Below are 17,537 nucleotides of genomic sequence, written 5' to 3'. Positions count from 1 at the left end.
CATGTGCGTTTTCGCGGGCCCGTCGCGCGCGTGTCAGATCAACTCGAGCTTCGACGTCAGGTACGTGAGCTGGATCCGGTTTGCGACGCCGAAGCGCTTGCGCAGCTTGCGCAGGTGATAGTCGACGTTGTGCGCGCTGGTGTCGAGGCGCCGGCCGATCTCCTTGTCCGACGCGCCTTCCGCGATGCCCAGCAGCAGTTCCTGTTCGAACGGCGTGAGCCCGTTCACCGCGCGTTCGCGCGATGTCGCGATCAGTTGCGGCGACGCGAACTTGTGCACCGACAGCCCGATCGACAGCGCCTGCTCGATCGTCGAAGGCGTGATCCACTCGCGCGTGCGGCGCGGCGCGGTGAAGCTCATGAATGCGTGCAGCCGCGTGCCGGGCACCGCCATCGAATACATGATCCCGCTGCACATGCCGTCGTCCTGCATCGTCTGCAGGAAGCCGTCGAGCGCCGCCGGCGTCACGCACGGGCCGTCGTCGCGTTCGCGGTGTTCGCGGCGCAGCTGCTGCAGGTCCCACACGATCGGCATGTTGCATACGCGCGCGCCGAGCGTGCGCGGATCGATGTCGTGATGGTTGTGCCGCACGTAGTCGCCGCGATAGGTGGACGGCGTGAACGCCTCGTGCAGGTAGAGACTTTCGACGCGCTCGCGCGAGAATTCGAGCGCGAAGTACGCGAACGTCGAGAAGCCCGTCAGATGCAGCAGGCTCGTGACGATCCGGTTGCGTTCCGCGGTGCTCTGCGCATGTGCGAGCGTATCGGCAACGCCGAGCTTCGGCGCGTGCGGCTGCTCGATGTCGCCGCGCTTCACGTCGTCGCACCAGACGACCTGCACCTGGCGTTCTCTCGACACGTCGGCGCAGGCGGGCGTCCGCCGCGACGCACGGGCCAGTGTTGGGGCGACCGCTTCTTCTTGCATTGCAATATCGGACATGAGCCATCCCTCGGAATCGACGCGCATCGCGTGGCGGCAGCCGTGTCGTGCACGGCGCTCGCGACGATGCGATCGAGCATCTTTATGATATGCGCCGATCATCATCCAGACGAAACGCGGGGGCATTGTACAAAAATGCCTGTGTACGCGTAATATGCCGTAATACTAATGCGGGCGAAAGGTTCATATTCGCACCGGTATAGAGATGACCAGAAAATCATAAAGAAAAGACCAGATCGTGACGGGGCAGGTTCACATATTGGGAAAGGGTGGGCTCCTCATGACACATGCTGACGACGCACCACGCGTCGAGTGGTTCTCGCAAGCCGATATCGCGGTCGCTGCCGCTTATTCGAAAGAAATTCATGCAATCGAACGCGACGTTTTTACCGGCATTCAATTCGCGCCCGGTAAATCCGACCTCGCTCCCGTCGATTTCGCCCAATGCCATGCCCGATTGCGGCAAATCGGTTTCAGCACGCTCGGTTACGGCGCGTATGAAATGATCGGGCGGCGCATCCTGTGCGCGCATCTGCTGCGCGACCTCGCGCCCGTGACGTTCATGCAGCCATATATCGAAGGCATGCTCTACGAGAACGACCCGCGTTTCGCGCAGGTGCGGCAAAGCGGCTTTCCGGTCGCATGGCGGCTCGACGAGATCGAGTCGGCCGCGCAGGGCAGCGGCGACCGCAAGGTGCTCGCGCTGGCGGGCCATCTGCGTGCGCATGCCATGAACAGCGGCATGATCTTCAGCCTGTCGGCACCGCGGCTCGATCTGCGCGTCGCGGTGAACGTCACGTCGGAAGCGCACGGCACCGAATGGATCGACGATCGCGTGATCGGCGGCGCGCTGTCGGTGAGCCTCGCCGTGCATCGCGTCGCGCTGCCGTTCCTCGAGGCGCGCATCGCGCGCATGCGCGGCTTTGCGCTCGGCGACGAGCAGCAGCAGGTGCTCGAACGGCTCGTGCACGGGCTGTCCGACCAGGAGATCGCGAGCGCGCTGCGCACGTCGCTGCACAAGGTCGGGCACCATATTCGTTCGCTCGAAAAACTCTTCAACGTCCGGAATCGCGCGCAGCTCGCGTATCTCGCTGCACGCCGTCTGGAGTCCTGACCCTGTCAACGCGCGCGGCGTCTGCCGCGCGATGGAAGCGGTTCCGGCGATGCGTGCGAGCGAGGGTCGCCGGGTTTCGTAGTCGGCTCGAATCGTCGCAGGAAAACCGCCGCGCCGCTACGAGGCGCATCCGTTTTTGCGCGGTTTCGCGTCGCTACACTCGTCCCATTCAACGGTCCGCGCGACACGGGGCATGACGGCCCGTGCCCGCCGGCGACAACGACAGGACGACGGCACGATGGCAGAACCGAAGGCGCTCCCTCGCGACTGGCAGCGGATCTTCTCCGCCGGCCGCAGCGTGTCCGGGCGACGTCTCGGGGCATCGCCGCGCGCCGACCTGTTTCTCGCCGGGTTCATCGTGTCGGTGGTCGCGCTGTTCATCCTGCCGCTGCCGCAAGCCGCGCTCGACGGGATGATCTCGCTGAATCTCGCCGCGAGCGTCGTGTTGCTCACGGTGTCGACCTACGTGCCGTCGGCGGTCAGCTTCTCGTCGTTTCCCGCGCTGCTGCTGTTCACGACACTGTTCCGGCTCGCGCTGAACATCGCGTCGTGCAAGCTGATCCTGCTGCATGCGAACGCTGGCCACGTGATCGACGCGTTCGGCCGGCTCGTGGTCGGCAACAACGTCGTGGTGGGCGGCGTGGTGTTCCTCGTGATCGCGGTCGTGCAGTTCATCGTGATCGCGAAGGGCTCCGAACGGGTCGCGGAAGTCGGCGCACGCTTCTCGCTCGACGCGATGCCGGGCAAGCAGATGAGCATCGACGCGGACCTGCGCGCGGGCATCATCAGCGCCGACGAAGCGCGCGAGCGCCGCGAGAAGCTCGAGCAGGAATCGCAGATGCACGGCGCGATGGACGGCGCGATGAAGTTCGTGAAGGGCGACGCGATCGCGGGCCTCGTGATCGCGTTCATCAACATCGTCGCGGGTATCGCGGTCGGCACGCTGATGCACGGGATGGACATCGGCGAGGCGCTGCAACGTTACGCGATCCTGACGGTCGGCGACGGGATGGCGTCGCAGATCCCGTCGCTGCTGGTGTCGATCGCGGCGGGCATCGTGACGACGCGCGTCGCGACGCGCGACACGCGGCAGCGCCAGCTCGGCGAGCAACTCGGCGAGCAGCTCGGCGCGCATCCGCGCGCGCTGCTGATCGCGGCGCTGGTGCTGGCGGGCTTTCTCGTCGTGCCGGGTTTTCCGAAGTGGTCGTTCGCGCTGATCGCGGTCGGCCTCGGCGCGTTCGCGTTCACGCAGTTGAAGCGCAAGACGACCGCGCCGAGCTTCAACCTGATACATATCGCGGGCCGCATCGGCGCGAGCGACGACGGCCAGCCCGCAAAGGTGTCGCACGCGGCGGGCGTCACGTCGCTGATCGCGGTGTCGCTGTCGGACGATCTGCGCACGACGCTGAACCTCGCGCAGTTGCAGGCGGCGCTGTCGAGCGCGAAGGCGCGCGTCGACGCGGACATCGGCACGGTGTTTCCGCGCATCACGCTGAATGACGACGAGGGCGCGCCGGCCGGTACGTACCGCATCTACCTGCAGGACGTGCTCGCCGCGCAGGGTGCGCTAAAGCCGGGCTGGCTGCTGTGGGACGGCGTCGCGCCGCTGCCGGAGCGCGCGGAGCGCCAGCCGGCCGAGGCATTCGGTCCGTTCGCGACCGCGCTGTGGATCAAGCCCGACGGCGCGGCGCCGGAAGGCAAGTGGCTCACGAGCGAAGGCGCGCTCGCCGCGCACGTCGAACAGATCGTGCGCCAGCATGCGGATGAACTCATCGGCATCCAGGAAACGCAGGCGCTCGTGCACCTGGTGCGCCGCGAGCATCCGGAACTCGTCGGCGAACTCACGCGGCTCGTGCCGCTGCAGCGCGTGACCGAGGTGCTGCGCCGGCTGCTTGCCGAGCAGGTGCCGATCCGCAACCTGCGCGTGATTTTCGAGAGCCTGATCACCTGGGCGCCGAACGAACCGGACGACGTGATCGCGCTGGTCGAGCTGGTGCGCGTCGACCTGCGCCGGATGATCACCGATCGTCATGCGGGCGCCGCAAGGCAACTGCGCGTCGTGCTGTTCGAGCAGAACCTGCAGGAGCGCATCGAGAACGCGGTGATGCGCACGAAACAGGGCAATTTCCTCGCGCTGTCGAGCGCGATCAAGCAGGACATCGGCGAGCAGGTGCGCGCGATCGTGCAGGCCGCGACGTCGGCGCAGGCGGCCGGCGCGGGCGGCCACGGCAACCCGCAAGGCGCGGCACGCCTTGCGGTGATGGTCGCGCTCGGCGCGCGCCGCTACGTGAAGACGATCCTGCAGCCGGTGCTGCCCGACCTCGCGGTGCTGTCGTATCAGGAAATAGAAGAGGACGTGCAGCTGCACACGGTCGGCTGGGTGAAGAACCCGCCCGACGACGGCACGCTCGGCGCGGGCGCCGGCGTGCGCACGCCGGGAGTCGCGCAATGACGAGCTCGACGATCCTCGACCTGACGCGGCAGGCGCTGATGCTGGTGCTGCTGCTGTCGCTGCCGATCGTGCTGATCGCCACCGTCACCGGCCTGGTCGTCGCGATCCTGCAGGCCGTCACGCAGGTGCAGGACGCCAACATCGGCATTGCGGTGCGGCTGATCGCCGTGATGGTCGCGCTCGTGCTGCTGTCGGGCTGGCTCGGCAGCGAGGTGCTGCGCTTCGCGCAGCAGGCGCTGGAACGCATGTTCGTTTCTTCCACAGGAGTGCTTTGATGCGTCGACGCGTCGCCCCGATCCGGTTTCAACCGCGCCGCCTGCAACGGGCCGCGCTCGCCATGTGCGCGACCGCGCTGCTCACGGCATCGCTGTGCATGACGGTCGCGCATCCGGCGCGCGCGGCCGACCTGCGCTGGCGCAACAAGCCGTTTACGATCGTCGCGAACGGCAAGAAGATCGGTGACTTCATTCGCGAACTCGCGTCGTCGCAGGGCGTGACGGCCGTGGTCGATCCGAAAGTCGACGGCGTGATCAGCGGCCGTTTCTCGGGCACGCCGCAGCAGACCCTCGACACGATCTGCTCGACCTACGGTCTCACGTGGTACTACGACGGTTCGTTCCTGTACGTCGACCCGGCCGACCAGTCGCAGACGCAGATGATCCCGATTCCGCCGAACTCGGCCGGCGAGATCGGCCGCGCGCTGCAGGCGATGCAGATTCCCGACAAGCGCTACACGCTCGTGATCAACGATCGCGCGAACAGCGTGTACGTGGCCGGCCCGCGCCGCTATGTGGAGCTCGTGCGGCAGGCGGTCGGCTCGGTCGGCGATCCGTCGGCGAACGGCGCGCATGCGGACATCCGCGCGTTCCGGCTCAAGTACGGCTGGGCGTCCGACTTCACGATCAACCGCTCGGGCAAGGAAGTGACGGTGCCGGGCGTCGCGACGATCCTGCGCCGGCTGTTCGGCAAGGGCGGCGGCACGAACGAGCTGCCGTCGAGCACGCCGCTCGGGCAGGCGGCGCGCCAGGTGAAGCTCGGCTCGGGGCTGACCATCGCGGTGCCGCGACTGGACTTCCCGGACATTTCCGGCGGCCCGCGGCAGGGCGGCTATGGTGGCGCGGACGGCAGCGCGGGCGGTTTTTCGCCGTTCTCGAATGGCGGCGGTGGCGACACGCTGCCTCAGATCGTCGCCGATCCCGCGATCAACGCGGTGATCGTGCGCGACCTGCCGGAAAACATGTACCGCTACCAGTCGCTGATCAATCAGCTCGACGAGCGGCCGCGCATCGTCGAGATCAACGTGACGATCATCGACATCAACGAGGATTCGCTCGACAGCCTCGGGATCGACTGGCGCCTGCACACGACGCACGGCGACGTGCAGATCGGCAACGGCCAGAACCCGCTGAACGGCAACACGCAGTACAACGGCGCGGGCAATCCGCCGCTGACGTTCGGCATCGGCACGTCGGAAACCGGGCAGACCGGCACCTTCATGCCGACCGGCATCGCGCTGACCGCGTCGATCGGCGGGTCGTTGCGCAACTACCTGCTCACGCGCGTGAACGCGCTCGCGCAGAAGGGGCAGGCGCAGCTGCGCTCGAAGCCGAAGGTGCTCGCGCTCGACAACACCGAGGCCATTCTCGAGAACCTCACGCAGTTCTACGTGCAGGTGCCCGGCTACCAGGATTCGTCGCTGTACAGCGTGACGACCGGCACCAGCATCAAGGTGACGCCGATGATCGTCGACGAGGCGATCCGCAACGCGGCTGCCGTGTCCGGCAATCCGCAGAGCGTGATGATGTCGATCGACATCCAGGACGGCAACATCGTGCCGGGGCAGGCCGTGTCGAACGTGCCGGTGATCCAGCAGCGCAACATCGTCACGAAGACGATGATCGACGAAGGCAAGAGCCTGCTGATCGCGGGTTTCAACGACGACGAGGTGCGGCTGAACAAGAGCGGCGTGCCGTGGCTGTCGGACATTCCGCTGATCGGCAACCTGTTCAAGTACACCGACAAGTCGGGCAACCACATGGAGCGGTTCTACCTGCTGACGCCGCGCGTGGTGACGACCGCGTCGATGTACGCGCCGGACGGCTCGCCGGTGAATCCGGGCGTGGACGGGCCGGCCGGTTCGGACGGCACGTCGATGTATCGCCCGCCGGACAACGACATCGCGGTGCCGCTCACGCCCGCGCCGCTGCCCGGCACGAAGTTCGGCCCGCCCGCGCTGCCGCCGCCGAAGGATTCGGCCGCGCAGCCCGTGGCGACGACCGCAGGAGCGTCCACTCATGTCGACGACCATCATTGATCCGCACGGCGACGGCGCTTTGCCCGGTGGCGCCGGCGCGGGGTCGGCCGCCCTCGCGTCGCCGTGGAACCTGTGCTTCCTCAGCGGACCGATGTACGGCCGCACGATGTCGCTCGCGCGCGGCGCGAACTGGGTCGGCACCGCGGCCGACTGCGAGGTGATCCTGCCCGATCGCGAGATCGGCGCGAAACAGGTGTGCCTGCAGGTCGGCGCGCTCGCGGTGACGGTGCAGAACCACGGCGGCGACGGCGGCGCGCCCGTGCTGTTCAACGACGAGCCGCTCGGCGCGGGCCGCCGCTCGATGACGCCGCAGGACGTCGTGACGGTCGGCTCGATCAAGCTCGGGATCGCGCGTCACGCGCAGGCGAGCGTCGCGGTGCCCGACGAGGCCGACGCGCCGGACGCCGCGCGCGAGGCCGCCTGGCTTGGCTGGCTCACCGGCGGGCTGCGGCGTCTGGGCAGCCGGCGGCTCGTGATCGCGGTCGTCGCGCTGTGGATCGGCGTGCTGCTCGGCGCGCTCGGTTACGGTTTCGTCGCGTGGTCGGGGCGCCTGCCTTGGCAACACGAATCGGTGCTCGCGCGCACGCACCGGCTGCAGCAGCTGCTGCACGCGTATCCGGAGCTCGCCGTCGCGCCGCGCGACGACGGCGTGATCGTGTCGGGTTACGTGAGCGACCCGGCCGCGCGGGAACGCGTCGCGCAGATCGTCGCGGGCGTCGACAACGCGGCGCTCGGCAACATCTACGTCGTCAGCGATCTCGTCGCGACCGCGCAGACGTATTTCAGCGATACGGCACTGACGGTCACCTATCTGGGCCGCGGGCGGATCGAATTGACGGGCGCGGCCGAGCGCGCGCAGATCGAGCCGCGCATCCGCAACTACATGAAGGATGCGCGTCCGGCGCTGGAGGTGGTCGACCACGTGCGCGACGCCGATGCCGCCGCGCCGCGCACCGCGACGACGCTTGGCGGCGTCGCGGGAATTCCGGAGATCACGACGGTGTTCGCGGGCGACGGCGACCAGCGTTACATCGAGACGGCCGACGGCAGCCGCTATTTCGAAGGGGCGCGGCTGAAGGAAGGGCCGACCGTCGTGTCGATCGGACCGGACGAAGTCGTGTTCGAGCGCAACGGCCAGCGCATCACGATGCCGCTGGGCGGCCCGTCCGCGAGCGCGCCCGAGCGGGTGCCAGCACCGCCCGTGCCGCCGCTCGCGAGCGGCGCGGCGACCGGTGTCGCGCAGCCGGTGCCGGGGCCGACGCTGTTGCCCGATGCGGCGGCGCCGGCGGTCGGGGCGGCCGGCGCATCGAAGGAGGCGGCGCACTAGCGCCGCGACAGGATCTGCGCATCGCGCGTCGCGCGGTGCGCGCATTACGCGACACGCCGCGCGCATGCGGCGCGTCACGTCGCCGGTGGGGCATGGGGCCGCCGCCGGAATGTGGATGATGTCTTTACGCAAAGGAGCGAAATATGGGTGCCTCAGCAGCCGGTGGTCCGAACGACACGACCCAGGTCCAACAGCAGGCGGACGACCTGACCAAGACGCAACTCGAACTGACGAAGATCAACTTCCAGGTCCAGCAGTCGACCGCGACGTTCGAAACCAGTAACGCAGTGACCGCGCAGGAAGGGACGGCGAACGCCCAGGTTGCGCAACACCTGAGTTCCGCCGGCCGCGCATGACGCCGGTCGCCGGCCGTGCCGCGCGACGCCACATGCCGGGGCCGCCCGTGACGGGTGCCCGGCGGGGCGCACGCGTGTGCCGGCCGGCTCGTTTCCGGCTCTGCCGGTCAAGGAGGACACGATCATGTCGGTAACAGGCGTAGGCGCGGCGCCGCCGGGCGCGGCCGCGCTCGCGGGCGCCGTGCAGCAGGCGGGCGCGGCGTCCGATCCGGCGCAGGTGCGCCAGTTCGATGCGTTGATGCAGGCGGGCGCGTCGCCGGCCGCAACGTCGGCGTCCGGCGTCGCGATGTCGCGCGTGGCGGCCGATGCGGCGCCGGCGGTGCAGATGACGCCCGCGCAGGCCAACCAGTCGTCGCTCGTCGAGCGGTTGCGCACGTACGGCAACGATCTCGACACGCGGTACGCGAACATCGACAAGCATCGCACCGAGATGCTGACGTCGATGGCGGACAACCGCAGCGATCCGCTGATGACGATGGTGAAGGCGATGGATTTCCAGTGGACGGCGACCACGACGATTTCCGAATACCAGTTGAGCCTGTCGGTCGCGCAGGCGGCGAACGGCTTCACGCACACGGTGCTGAAGACGCAGGAGTGACGAAGGCCGGTGCGCGTGCCTGAAGCGGCCGCGCGCCCTGAAGCGGACAAACGATGACGACGATCGATTCGACGCCGCGCATGCATGCGTGGCGCAGCCGGGCAGCGCGCGCGCTGCTCGCGGGACTGCTCGCGCTGCTCGCCGGCTGCCAGAAGGAGCTGTACTCCGGCCTGTCGGAGCGCGATGCGAACCAGATGGTCGCCGTGCTCGGCGATGCGGGCATCAGCGCGTCGAAGGACAACGACGCGCGCGACACGTCGGATCGCAACGCATGGCAGGTGAGCGTCGCGGACGGCGACATGCAGTCGGCGCTCACCGTGCTGCAGGCGAACGGGCTGCCGAAGCCGAGCTATGCGAGCCTCGGCGAGCTGTTCCAGAAGCAGGGTCTCGTGTCGACGCCGGCCGAGGAGCGCGTGCGCTACCTGTACGGCGTGTCGCAGGACCTGTCGCGCACGCTGCAGGACATCGAGGGCGTGGTGGTCGCGCGCGTGCAGGTCGTGATTCCGGAGAACGATCCGCTCGCGGACAAGATCAAGCCGTCGTCGGCGGCCGTGTACATCCGCTATCGGCCCGGCGTGGACCTGCGCGCGATGGCGCCGATGGTCAAGGATCTCGTCGCGCACAGCATCGAGGGGCTGCAGTACGACAACGTGTCGCTGTTCCTGCAGCCGGCCGCCGCGCGCACGACGCGGGTGGACGGCATCGGCAGCGCCGTGTCGGACATCCTGCGGCTGCGCTCGCCGCTCGGCTGGCTGGTGTTCGCGCTGATCCTGCTGACCTGCGCGGTGATCGCGCTGTCGGCCGCACGGCGCGGAATGTTCGGCGCGCGGCTCGCCGCGCTGGTCGGCACGCCGCGCGGCGCGAACGCCACCGGCGGTGCATCCGCGTCGTCGGGCGGCGGCCTGCGCACGCCGGACGGCGCGCGCGACGGCGCATGAGCGACCCTGCCGCGCTGCCGCCGGTCGACCGGCCCGATGCCGCGTCGCTGCCGTGGCTGCAACCGCTCGCGCCGCCGCCCGCCGCGCGGCGCGCGGCGTTTCACGCGCTCGTCTGCGAATTCAACCTGCGGCCCGACCGCTATCTGCATGTGACGCGCGTGCCGGCCGAGTGGCCCGTGCGCTATCGGTCGCCCGACGCGTTCGGCCCGGCCGGCCGCAAGCTGCTTGCGCGCCATCTGCTCGACGTGAACGGCGTGGCCGGGCAACACGACTTCGACGTCGCGAATCCATGCGCGCGGCTTGCGCTGCTGCCCGGCGCGGCGCTCGAGCAGCTCGCGTCGTATGCGGGGTTGCTGCTGCATCGCGGCTGGCTGCGCGACGCGCTGAGCGTGCGCCGCATTCGCGCGGAGGTCGCCGCGAAGCTCGGCGGCGACGCGCTGGAGCTCGCGCTCGAGCGCGCGCCGGAATTCGGCGCGCTCGCGGATACGCTCGAACCGTGGCGTGCCGATCCGGCTGCGCTGCCTGGAGTGATCCGTGCGCGCGGCGGGCGACTGCTCGCGGATTTCGTCGGCGTGGCCGGCGATGCGGTCGCGCGGCGCGCGCGCCTCAAATTCAACCGCGCGATCGACGACGAAGCGCCGTACTGGCTGAACCGCGCGCAACGCGACCAGTTCGGCGAATTGCTGTTCCTGTTTCTGATTCCCGAGAGGCTTGCGTCATGGGACTGGCTTTTCTGATCACGAGCGAAAACCTGCAGTTGCTGTCCGAGCGCAAGGTGCTCAAGGAGCGCGAATACGCGGCGCTGCTCGATGCCTCGGCGGTGATCGCGACCGCGCGCGACGAGGCCGCGCGCATCGTCGCCGATGCGCAGCGCGAATTCGACAAGCGCCAGGCGGCGGGCTACGACGAAGGCATGCGCCGCGCGCAGCGCGAGCATGCCGCGCAGACGTATACGCAGGCGCTGGCCGCCGCGCGCACGATGGAGTCGATGAAGGATTCGATGGCCGACATCGTCGTGAAGGCCGTGCGCGCGATCGTCGGCGAGATGAGCACGCAGAAGCTGTACGAGGCCGCGCTCGCGCGGATCGCGCCGCTGGTGCGCGACGAGGCGTTCCTGATCGTGCGGGTCGCGCCGGGCCGCGAGGACGAGATGCGCGACGCGCTCGATCGCGCGTTCGCCGGACAGTCGAACCGGCAACGGATCCGCATCGTCGAGGATGCGCAACTCGAACGTCACGCGTGCACGGTCGAGACACCGTCGGGGCGCATCGACGCGAGCCTCGACCTGCAGATCGACGCGCTGCGCCAGGCGATCCGCCGCGACGCGCTGAAGGGCACGACGCGATGAACGCGCCGCTCGACGATCCGCAATCCGATGGCGGCGCGCTCGACGACGATGCCGCGCCGTTCGATCGCGGCCGCCTCGTCGGCGATCTCGATGCCGGGCTCGCGTTCTTCTCGCCGGTGTCGGTGCAGGGGCGCGTCAATCACGCGGTCGGCCAGATCCTCAACGCAACCGGCATCCGCGCACGGCTCGGCGAGATCTGCGAACTGCGCACGCCGAACCAGCCGACGCTGCTCGCCGAAGTGGTCGGCTTCTCGCGGCAGACCACGCTACTCACGCCGCTCGGCGACGTGGCCGGGCTGTCGCCGGAGACGACCGTCGTGCCGTCCGGGCGCGAGCATGTGTTTCCGGTCGGCGAGGCGCTGTTCGGCCGCGTGCTCGACGGGCTTGGCCGGCCGCTCGACGATCGCGGCCCCGTGACGGGCGCCGCGTGGGTGTCGACGCAGCAGGACCCGCCGAACCCGCTCGCGCGCAAGATGATCGACACGCCGTTCCCGACCGGCGTGCGCGTGATCGACGGCCTGATGACGCTCGGCGTCGGCCAGCGCGTGGGCATCTTCGCACCGTCGGGCGTCGGCAAGAGCACGCTGCTCGGGATGATCGCGCGCGGTGCGCAGGCCGACGTGAACGTGATCGCGCTGGTCGGCGAGCGCGGCCGCGAAGTGCGCGAGTTCATCGAGCACAGCCTGTCGCCCGAGGTGCGCGCGCGGTCGATCGTCGTCGTGTCGACGTCCGATCGCCCCGCGATGGAGCGCGTGAAATCCGCGCTGGTCGCGACCGCGATCGCCGAGCATTTCCGCGATGCGGGCAAGCGCGTGCTGCTGCTGGTCGATTCGCTCACGCGTTTCGCACGCGCGCAGCGCGAGGTCGGCCTCGCGAGCGGCGAGCCGCCGACGCGGCGCAGCTTCCCGCCGTCGACGTTCGCCGTGCTGCCGCGCCTGCTCGAACGCGCGGGGCAGGGCGCGACCGGTTCGATCACCGCGCTGTACACGGTGCTCGTCGAAGGCGATGAGGAATCCGATCCGATCGCGGAGGAAGTGCGATCGATTCTCGACGGGCACATCGTGCTGTCGCGCAAGATCGCGCTCGCGAACCGCTATCCGGCGATCGACGTGCTCGCGAGCCTGTCGCGCGTGATGCCGCTCGTCGCGAGCCGCGCGCATCAGCAATCGGCCGCGCGCGTGCGCGAGCTGATCGCGAAGTACCAGGAGATCGAGCTGCTGGTGCAGATCGGCGAGTACCGCGAAGGCAGCGACCGGCTCGGCGATCTCGCGCTGCGGGCGCGCGATGCGATCGGCGCGTTCTGCGCGCAGGCGTCGCACGAGGACGTGCGTTTCGACGCGCTGCTCGCGAAGCTGACGAAACTCGCGAACGATCATGTCTGAAGCCGACGACCGTCTCGTGCTAGCGACGCTCGCGCGCCTGAAGCGCGTGCGCGAGATGCGCAGCCAGATCGCGCGCGTGGCGGCCGCGCGCCAGCAGGGCATCGCCGCGCAGAGCCGGCGCGCGCTCGATGCGGCCCATGCGCAGCTCGCGCGGCAGGTCGCCGCGAAGGCCGCGATCCAGACGCGGCTCGCCGACGACGTGCGCGAGGCGCGCGCGCTGCAGAACGCCGCGGCCGACACGCGCACGTTCGATCGCCACATCGGCGTCGCGAACGCGTCCGTCAGCGAAGCCACGCACGTGCATCGCGGTCACGAGGCGACGCTCGCGGACCTCCAGCGCGCCGCGCGCAAGGCGAAGGCCGCCGAGGACAAGCTCGACAAGGCGGGCGAGAAGGCATTGCAGGCGCGTGCCGCGCGGGTCGAGCGCGATGCCGACGAAGTCGCGGATGCGCATGCGGTGCGGCGTTTCGCGACCGCCGGTGTGTGGGCGGGCGACGCGCGGGAGCAGGCGTCGGGGCAGCCCGGGATGGCCGCCGCATTCGATGCGGAGATGGTGCCGCGGCCGGCGGATGCCGACATGGCGGACGCGACCGGCGCGATCGACACGCGCGACTCGACCGTTTCCGCCGACGCCCCGGCACCGGCCGCCGCGGACCGCCGATGCTAGACCACGCCGCGAACTTCAACGACATCGCCGGCACGCTGCGGCCATTGCTTTACGTGATGCCGCGCCTGCTGCCGATCATGTTCGTCGTGCCGGTGTTCAACGAGCAGATCGTCACGGGCCTCGTGCGCAACGGCATCGCAGTGGTGATCGCCGCGTTCGTCGCGCCGGTGATCGACCCGGCGCAAGTCGCCGCGCTGCCGTTCCTGATGTGGTGCCTGCTCGTCGCGAAGGAGGCGGTGGTCGGCATGCTGCTGGCGGGCGCATTCAGTGCGGTGCTGTTCGCGATCCAGGGCGTCGGCTACGTGATCGATTTCCAGACCGGCAGCGGCAGCGCCGCGTTCTTCGATCCGATGGGCGGGCACGAGGGCGGCCCGACGTCAGGGTTCCTCAATTTCGTCGCGATCGCGCTGTTCGTCACCGCGGGCGGCCTGCAGGTGCTGGTGCAGCTGTTCGCGCAGTCGTATGCGTGGTGGCCGATCGGCTCGCTCGGCCCGGATTTTTCGTCGATGCTGGAGACCTTCGTCGTGCGGCAGACCGACACGATCTTCGAATGGATGGTGAAGCTCGTCGCGCCCGTCATCATCGTGCTGGTGCTCGTCGAGCTCGGCATCGGTCTGGTCGGGCGCGCGGTGCCGCAGCTGAACATCTTCGTGTTCGCGCAGCCGGTGAAGAGCGCGCTCGCGGTGCTGATGATGGTGCTGTTCCTGCCGGTGGTGTACGCATCGCTGCATGCGCTGCTGAGCCCCGACAGCGGGCTGATGGCGTTGTTGCGCGCGCTGTTCGCCGCGCACGGCGGCGCGTGACGGCGGGCCGGAACCGGAGCGCCCATGTCCGAGAAGAATCAGCAGCCGACCGCGAAGCGCCTGCGCGAGGCGCGCCGGAAAGGCGACGTGCCGAAGAGCGCGGAGACGATCTCGTCGGCGTTCTTCGTCGGCGTATGCGTCGCGCTCGCAGTCGGGATCGGCACGCTGTTCGCGCGGCTGCAGGCGCTGTTCCGGCTCGTGTTCGATGCGGCCGGCGCGGCCGATCCGGGCGCGCGGCTCGCGGCGCTGATCGACGGCGCCGCGCGCGACTGGGCGCTGCTGTCCGCGCGGATCGTCGCGGCCGGACTGCTGGCCGGCCTGCTCGCGGGCTTCGTGCAGGTGGGCGGCGTGATGGCGTGGAGCCGGCTCGTGCCGCAGCTGTCGCGGCTCAATCCGGCCGAGGGGCTCAAGAACATGTGGTCGATGCGCAACCTCGTGAACCTCGCGAAGATGCTGCTGAAGACCGTGCTGCTGGTCGCGACGCTCGGCTGGCTGATCGTCGAGTCGCTCGACCCGGCGGTGCAGTCCGGTTTCACGCGGCCGATGTCGATTCTCGCGTTGATCGTGAAGCTGCTGATGCTGTTGTTCGGCTGGGCCGCGCTGATCTATATCGTGATGGCGCTGATCGACATCGTGCACCAGCGCCGCGAGTTCAGCCAGAAGATGAAGATGTCGATCGAGGAGGTGCGGCGCGAATACAAGGAGGACGAAGGCGATCCGCACATCGAGGCGAAGCGCCGGCAGCTCGCGCGCGAAGCGCAATTCTCGTCGCTGCCCGACCGGATCGGCTTCGCGTCGGTGGTCGTTTATTCGTCGAGCGTCGCGGTCGCGCTCTATTACGGCGGCGTCGGCACGCTGCCGTGGGTGCTCGCGCGCGGCGAGGGCGAGGCGGCCGAACGGATCGTGCGGCTCGCGCGCGACGCGCTGCGGCCGACGCTCGCGAACGCCGGCCTCGCGCAGGCGCTGTACGAGAGCACGCCCGAAAAGGGCACGATCCAGCAGCAGCATTTCCGCGAAGTCGCGCAACTGCTGAAGTGGGCGACGGGCGCGGCATGACGAGCACGCCCCCGGCGGGCCTCGCGCGCCGGCATGCTCGCGCTGCGCCGATGCGTCGATGCGCCGATGCGCCATGATGTGGACCCGTTTCCTGCTCGCCACGGCGGTCGTACTTCGGGCTTGACGCCGTTTTTTTCCGGATTTGTCCGACGTTCACCCATGAATTATTGATGATTTATTTCTTCGTAATATGGCTCGACCGTCAGCCGGGCGGCGGGCTGCGAAGTGGCGCCGCCGCTGACGGAACAGGTCAACAGAGGCAGACAAATCAATGTGCGGAATCGACGGCTTTCTGAATAGCGTCGCCTTCGATGAGGAGACAGCGCGCGGCACCCTCGCGCGAATGACGGCGAGCCTCGCGCATCGCGGGCCCGACGGGCAGGGACTCTGGGTCGACCCGGAAGCCGGTATCGCGCTCGGTCACCGGCGGCTTGCGATCGTCGATCTGTCGGTCCACGGCCGGCAGCCGATGGTATCCGCGTGCGGCCGCTACGTCATGGTCTTCAATGGCGAAATCTACAACCATCGCGAGTTGCGCGCAGAGCTCGAGCGCGCGGGTCGCGCGCCCGTGTGGCGCGGCCACTCCGACAGCGAGGTGCTGGTCGCGGCCATCGCCGCGTGGGGCGTCGACGCGACACTGCGGCGCGCGACCGGCATGTTCGCGTTCGCGCTGTGGAATCGCGCGTCGCGGGTGCTGACGCTCGCGCGCGACCGGATCGGCGAGAAGCCGCTTTATTACGGCCGGATCGGCGATGCACTCGTGTTCGCGTCGGAGCTGAAGGCGTTGCGCGGCTATCCGGGCTTCGACGGCACGATCAATCGCGACGCGCTGTGCCTGTACCTGCGCCAGTCGAGCGTGCCCGCGCCGCATACGATCTATCGCGGCATCAGCAAGCTGCCGCCGGGCTCCTTCATCCAGTTCGAGCATGCGCGCGACACGCCGCGCGTGCGAGCGTACTGGACGCTCGAGCAGGCGATCGAAGCCGGCCGCGAGCGGCCGTTCGAGGGCAGCACCGACGACGCCGTCGGGCAGCTCGACGCCGTGCTGCGCCAGGCCGTCGCGCGGCAGATGGAGGCCGACGTGCCGCTCGGCGCGTTTCTGTCGGGCGGCATCGATTCGTCGGCGATCGTCGCGCTGATGCAGGCGCAATCGGCGAACCCGGTCGACACGTTCACGATCGGCTTTCACGAGGCCGGCTACGACGAGGCCGGCTATGCGAAGGCGGTCGCGCGGCATCTCGGTACGCGCCATACCGAGCTCTACGTGACGGCCGACCATGCGCTCGGTGTCGTGCCGAAGCTGCCGGCGATCTACGACGAGCCGTTCGCCGACGCCTCGCAGATTCCGACCTTCCTGGTGTCGGAGCTGACGCGCCGGCATGTGAAGGTGAGCCTGTCCGGCGACGGCGGCGACGAACTGTTCGGCGGCTATACGCGCTACTTCCTGACGCCGCGTCTGTGGCGCAAGCTGCATCGCGTGCCGGCGGCGGTGCGCGCGCGGATCGCCGCCGCGCTGCATGCGCTGCGCCCCGATCATGCGGACCAGCTCGCGGCGGTCGCGCAGGGCGCATGGAGCGGCGTGGAAGCGCGCGACTCGGCGACGCGCATCGGCGACCGGCTGCACAAGCTCGGCCACGTGATGACGGCCGAGAGCCGCATCGGGCTGTACCGGCTGCTGATGTCGTCGGTGCATCATCCCGAGCGCATCGCGCTCGCCGGACAGGAGCCGCCGACGCCGCTCGATACGGTGTCCGCATGGCCCGCGCACCTGAGCTTCGCCGAGCAGGCGATGGCGATCGACACGCTCACGTACCTGCCGACCGATATCCTCGCGAAGGTCGATCGCGCCGCGATGGCGGTGAGTCTCGAGACGCGCATGCCGTTCCTCGATCATCACGTCGTCGAATTCGCATGGCGGCTGCCCGCGTCGGTGCGCTTGCCGGAAGGCCAGTCGAAAGCGCTGCTGCGCCGGCTGCTGGACCGCTACGTGCCGTCGGCGCTGATCGACCGGCCGAAGCAGGGCTTTTGCGCGCCCGTCGATCACTGGCTGCGCGGCGCGCTGCGCGAGTGGGCCGACGCGCTGCTGCAGCCGTCGCGGTTGCGCGACGAGGGCTTCTTCGACGCGCAGGCCGTCGAGCGCTTGTGGCGGCAGCACCTGACGGGCCGGATGAACTGGCAGCATCAGCTGTGGACGGTGCTGATGTTCCAGGCGTGGCTGGAGCATCAGCGCGCGACGTGACGCG

16 protein-coding genes are annotated in these 17,537 nt (G+C 69.2%); 15 read left to right on the top strand and 1 reads right to left on the bottom strand.

Features of this window, described 5'->3' with window-relative positions; genetic code table 11:
• Positions 1-33: 33 nt before the first annotated feature.
• The gene (locus WS51_RS07610; protein ID WP_059449603.1) at positions 34-939 is read right to left on the bottom strand and encodes a helix-turn-helix transcriptional regulator; all 906 of its coding nucleotides are present in this window, start codon (positions 937-939) and stop codon (positions 34-36) included.
• A 280-nt stretch (positions 940-1,219) separates the two neighbouring features.
• On the opposite strand from WS51_RS07610, the gene WS51_RS07605 reads away from it, so the two are divergent.
• From WS51_RS07605 to asnB, 15 genes are all read left to right on the top strand, one after another.
• Positions 1,220-2,053: a helix-turn-helix transcriptional regulator gene (locus WS51_RS07605; protein WP_069228886.1), complete on the top strand. Its 834-nt coding sequence runs from the start codon at positions 1,220-1,222 to the stop codon at positions 2,051-2,053.
• 238 nt (positions 2,054-2,291) lie between these two features.
• On the top strand, positions 2,292-4,505 hold the full coding sequence (gene sctV / locus WS51_RS07600) for a type III secretion system export apparatus subunit SctV (RefSeq protein ID WP_069229159.1): 2,214 nt from the start codon (positions 2,292-2,294) through the stop codon (positions 4,503-4,505).
• Positions 4,502-4,780 (top strand): type III secretion system export apparatus subunit SctS, encoded by a 279-nt coding sequence (sctS, locus tag WS51_RS07595; protein WP_006751731.1) that lies wholly within the window; start codon positions 4,502-4,504, stop codon positions 4,778-4,780. The genes sctV and sctS overlap by 4 nt, the downstream gene beginning before the upstream one ends.
• Positions 4,780-6,819 (top strand): type III secretion system outer membrane ring subunit SctC, encoded by a 2,040-nt coding sequence (sctC, locus tag WS51_RS07590; RefSeq protein WP_059506691.1) that lies wholly within the window; start codon positions 4,780-4,782, stop codon positions 6,817-6,819. Before sctS ends, sctC begins: the two co-directional genes overlap by 1 nt.
• Positions 6,800-8,146 (top strand): type III secretion system inner membrane ring subunit SctD, encoded by a 1,347-nt coding sequence (sctD, locus tag WS51_RS07585; RefSeq protein WP_059978140.1) that lies wholly within the window; start codon positions 6,800-6,802, stop codon positions 8,144-8,146. The genes sctC and sctD overlap by 20 nt, the downstream gene beginning before the upstream one ends.
• 143 nt (positions 8,147-8,289) lie before the next feature.
• Positions 8,290-8,502, top strand: coding sequence for a hypothetical protein (locus tag WS51_RS07580; RefSeq protein WP_059449524.1), 213 nt, complete (start codon positions 8,290-8,292; stop codon positions 8,500-8,502).
• A 124-nt stretch (positions 8,503-8,626) separates the two neighbouring features.
• Positions 8,627-9,100: a hypothetical protein gene (locus WS51_RS07575; RefSeq protein WP_069228885.1), complete on the top strand. Its 474-nt coding sequence runs from the start codon at positions 8,627-8,629 to the stop codon at positions 9,098-9,100.
• A 53-nt stretch (positions 9,101-9,153) separates the two neighbouring features.
• Positions 9,154-10,038 (top strand): type III secretion system inner membrane ring lipoprotein SctJ, encoded by an 885-nt coding sequence (gene sctJ / locus WS51_RS07570; RefSeq protein ID WP_059449526.1) that lies wholly within the window; start codon positions 9,154-9,156, stop codon positions 10,036-10,038.
• The gene (locus WS51_RS07565) at positions 10,035-10,775 is read left to right on the top strand and encodes a SctK family type III secretion system sorting platform protein (RefSeq protein ID WP_069228884.1); all 741 of its coding nucleotides are present in this window, start codon (positions 10,035-10,037) and stop codon (positions 10,773-10,775) included. Before sctJ ends, WS51_RS07565 begins: the two co-directional genes overlap by 4 nt.
• On the top strand, positions 10,757-11,386 hold the full coding sequence (gene sctL, locus WS51_RS07560; RefSeq protein WP_060022475.1) for a type III secretion system stator protein SctL: 630 nt from the start codon (positions 10,757-10,759) through the stop codon (positions 11,384-11,386). The genes WS51_RS07565 and sctL overlap by 19 nt, the downstream gene beginning before the upstream one ends.
• Entirely contained in the window at positions 11,383-12,768 is a 1,386-nt protein-coding gene (sctN, locus tag WS51_RS07555) for a type III secretion system ATPase SctN (protein WP_059449529.1), read from the top strand. The genes sctL and sctN overlap by 4 nt, the downstream gene beginning before the upstream one ends.
• Positions 12,761-13,435: a hypothetical protein gene (locus WS51_RS07550; RefSeq protein ID WP_059544084.1), complete on the top strand. Its 675-nt coding sequence runs from the start codon at positions 12,761-12,763 to the stop codon at positions 13,433-13,435. Before sctN ends, WS51_RS07550 begins: the two co-directional genes overlap by 8 nt.
• Positions 13,429-14,238, top strand: coding sequence for a type III secretion system export apparatus subunit SctT (gene sctT / locus WS51_RS07545; RefSeq protein ID WP_059449531.1), 810 nt, complete (start codon positions 13,429-13,431; stop codon positions 14,236-14,238). The genes WS51_RS07550 and sctT overlap by 7 nt, the downstream gene beginning before the upstream one ends.
• A 24-nt stretch (positions 14,239-14,262) precedes the next feature.
• The gene (locus WS51_RS07540) at positions 14,263-15,294 is read left to right on the top strand and encodes an EscU/YscU/HrcU family type III secretion system export apparatus switch protein (RefSeq protein WP_059805586.1); all 1,032 of its coding nucleotides are present in this window, start codon (positions 14,263-14,265) and stop codon (positions 15,292-15,294) included.
• Between the two features lie 271 nt (positions 15,295-15,565).
• On the top strand, positions 15,566-17,533 hold the full coding sequence (asnB, locus tag WS51_RS07535) for an asparagine synthase (glutamine-hydrolyzing) (protein ID WP_069228883.1): 1,968 nt from the start codon (positions 15,566-15,568) through the stop codon (positions 17,531-17,533).
• The last annotated feature ends 4 nt before the right edge of the window (positions 17,534-17,537 follow it).

The sequence above is a fragment of the Burkholderia territorii genome, from assembly GCF_001718335.1.
Taxonomy (GTDB): Bacteria; Pseudomonadota; Gammaproteobacteria; order Burkholderiales; family Burkholderiaceae; genus Burkholderia; species Burkholderia territorii.
This window is presented reverse-complemented; position numbering and strand designations above follow the sequence as displayed.

Excerpts from the sequence above, each read along its gene's own strand:
- sctS (WP_006751731.1), top strand. The coding sequence starts at position 4,502 with ATGACGAGCTCGACGATCCTCGACCTGACGCGGCAGGCGCTGATGCTG.
- WS51_RS07580 (WP_059449524.1), top strand. The coding sequence starts at position 8,290 with ATGGGTGCCTCAGCAGCCGGTGGTCCGAACGACACGACCCAGGTCCAA.
- sctD (WP_059978140.1), top strand. The coding sequence starts at position 6,800 with ATGTCGACGACCATCATTGATCCGCACGGCGACGGCGCTTTGCCCGGT.
- WS51_RS07605 (WP_069228886.1), top strand. The coding sequence starts at position 1,220 with ATGACACATGCTGACGACGCACCACGCGTCGAGTGGTTCTCGCAAGCC.
- sctV (WP_069229159.1), top strand. The coding sequence starts at position 2,292 with ATGGCAGAACCGAAGGCGCTCCCTCGCGACTGGCAGCGGATCTTCTCC.
- sctN (WP_059449529.1), top strand. The coding sequence starts at position 11,383 with ATGAACGCGCCGCTCGACGATCCGCAATCCGATGGCGGCGCGCTCGAC.
- sctC (WP_059506691.1), top strand. The coding sequence starts at position 4,780 with ATGCGTCGACGCGTCGCCCCGATCCGGTTTCAACCGCGCCGCCTGCAA.
- WS51_RS07540 (WP_059805586.1), top strand. The coding sequence starts at position 14,263 with ATGTCCGAGAAGAATCAGCAGCCGACCGCGAAGCGCCTGCGCGAGGCG.
- sctJ (WP_059449526.1), top strand. The coding sequence starts at position 9,154 with ATGACGACGATCGATTCGACGCCGCGCATGCATGCGTGGCGCAGCCGG.
- WS51_RS07550 (WP_059544084.1), top strand. The coding sequence starts at position 12,761 with ATGTCTGAAGCCGACGACCGTCTCGTGCTAGCGACGCTCGCGCGCCTG.
- WS51_RS07565 (WP_069228884.1), top strand. The coding sequence starts at position 10,035 with ATGAGCGACCCTGCCGCGCTGCCGCCGGTCGACCGGCCCGATGCCGCG.
- WS51_RS07575 (WP_069228885.1), top strand. The coding sequence starts at position 8,627 with ATGTCGGTAACAGGCGTAGGCGCGGCGCCGCCGGGCGCGGCCGCGCTC.
- sctL (WP_060022475.1), top strand. The coding sequence starts at position 10,757 with ATGGGACTGGCTTTTCTGATCACGAGCGAAAACCTGCAGTTGCTGTCC.
- asnB (WP_069228883.1), top strand. The coding sequence starts at position 15,566 with ATGTGCGGAATCGACGGCTTTCTGAATAGCGTCGCCTTCGATGAGGAG.
- sctT (WP_059449531.1), top strand. The coding sequence starts at position 13,429 with ATGCTAGACCACGCCGCGAACTTCAACGACATCGCCGGCACGCTGCGG.
- WS51_RS07610 (WP_059449603.1), bottom strand. The coding sequence starts at position 939 with ATGTCCGATATTGCAATGCAAGAAGAAGCGGTCGCCCCAACACTGGCC.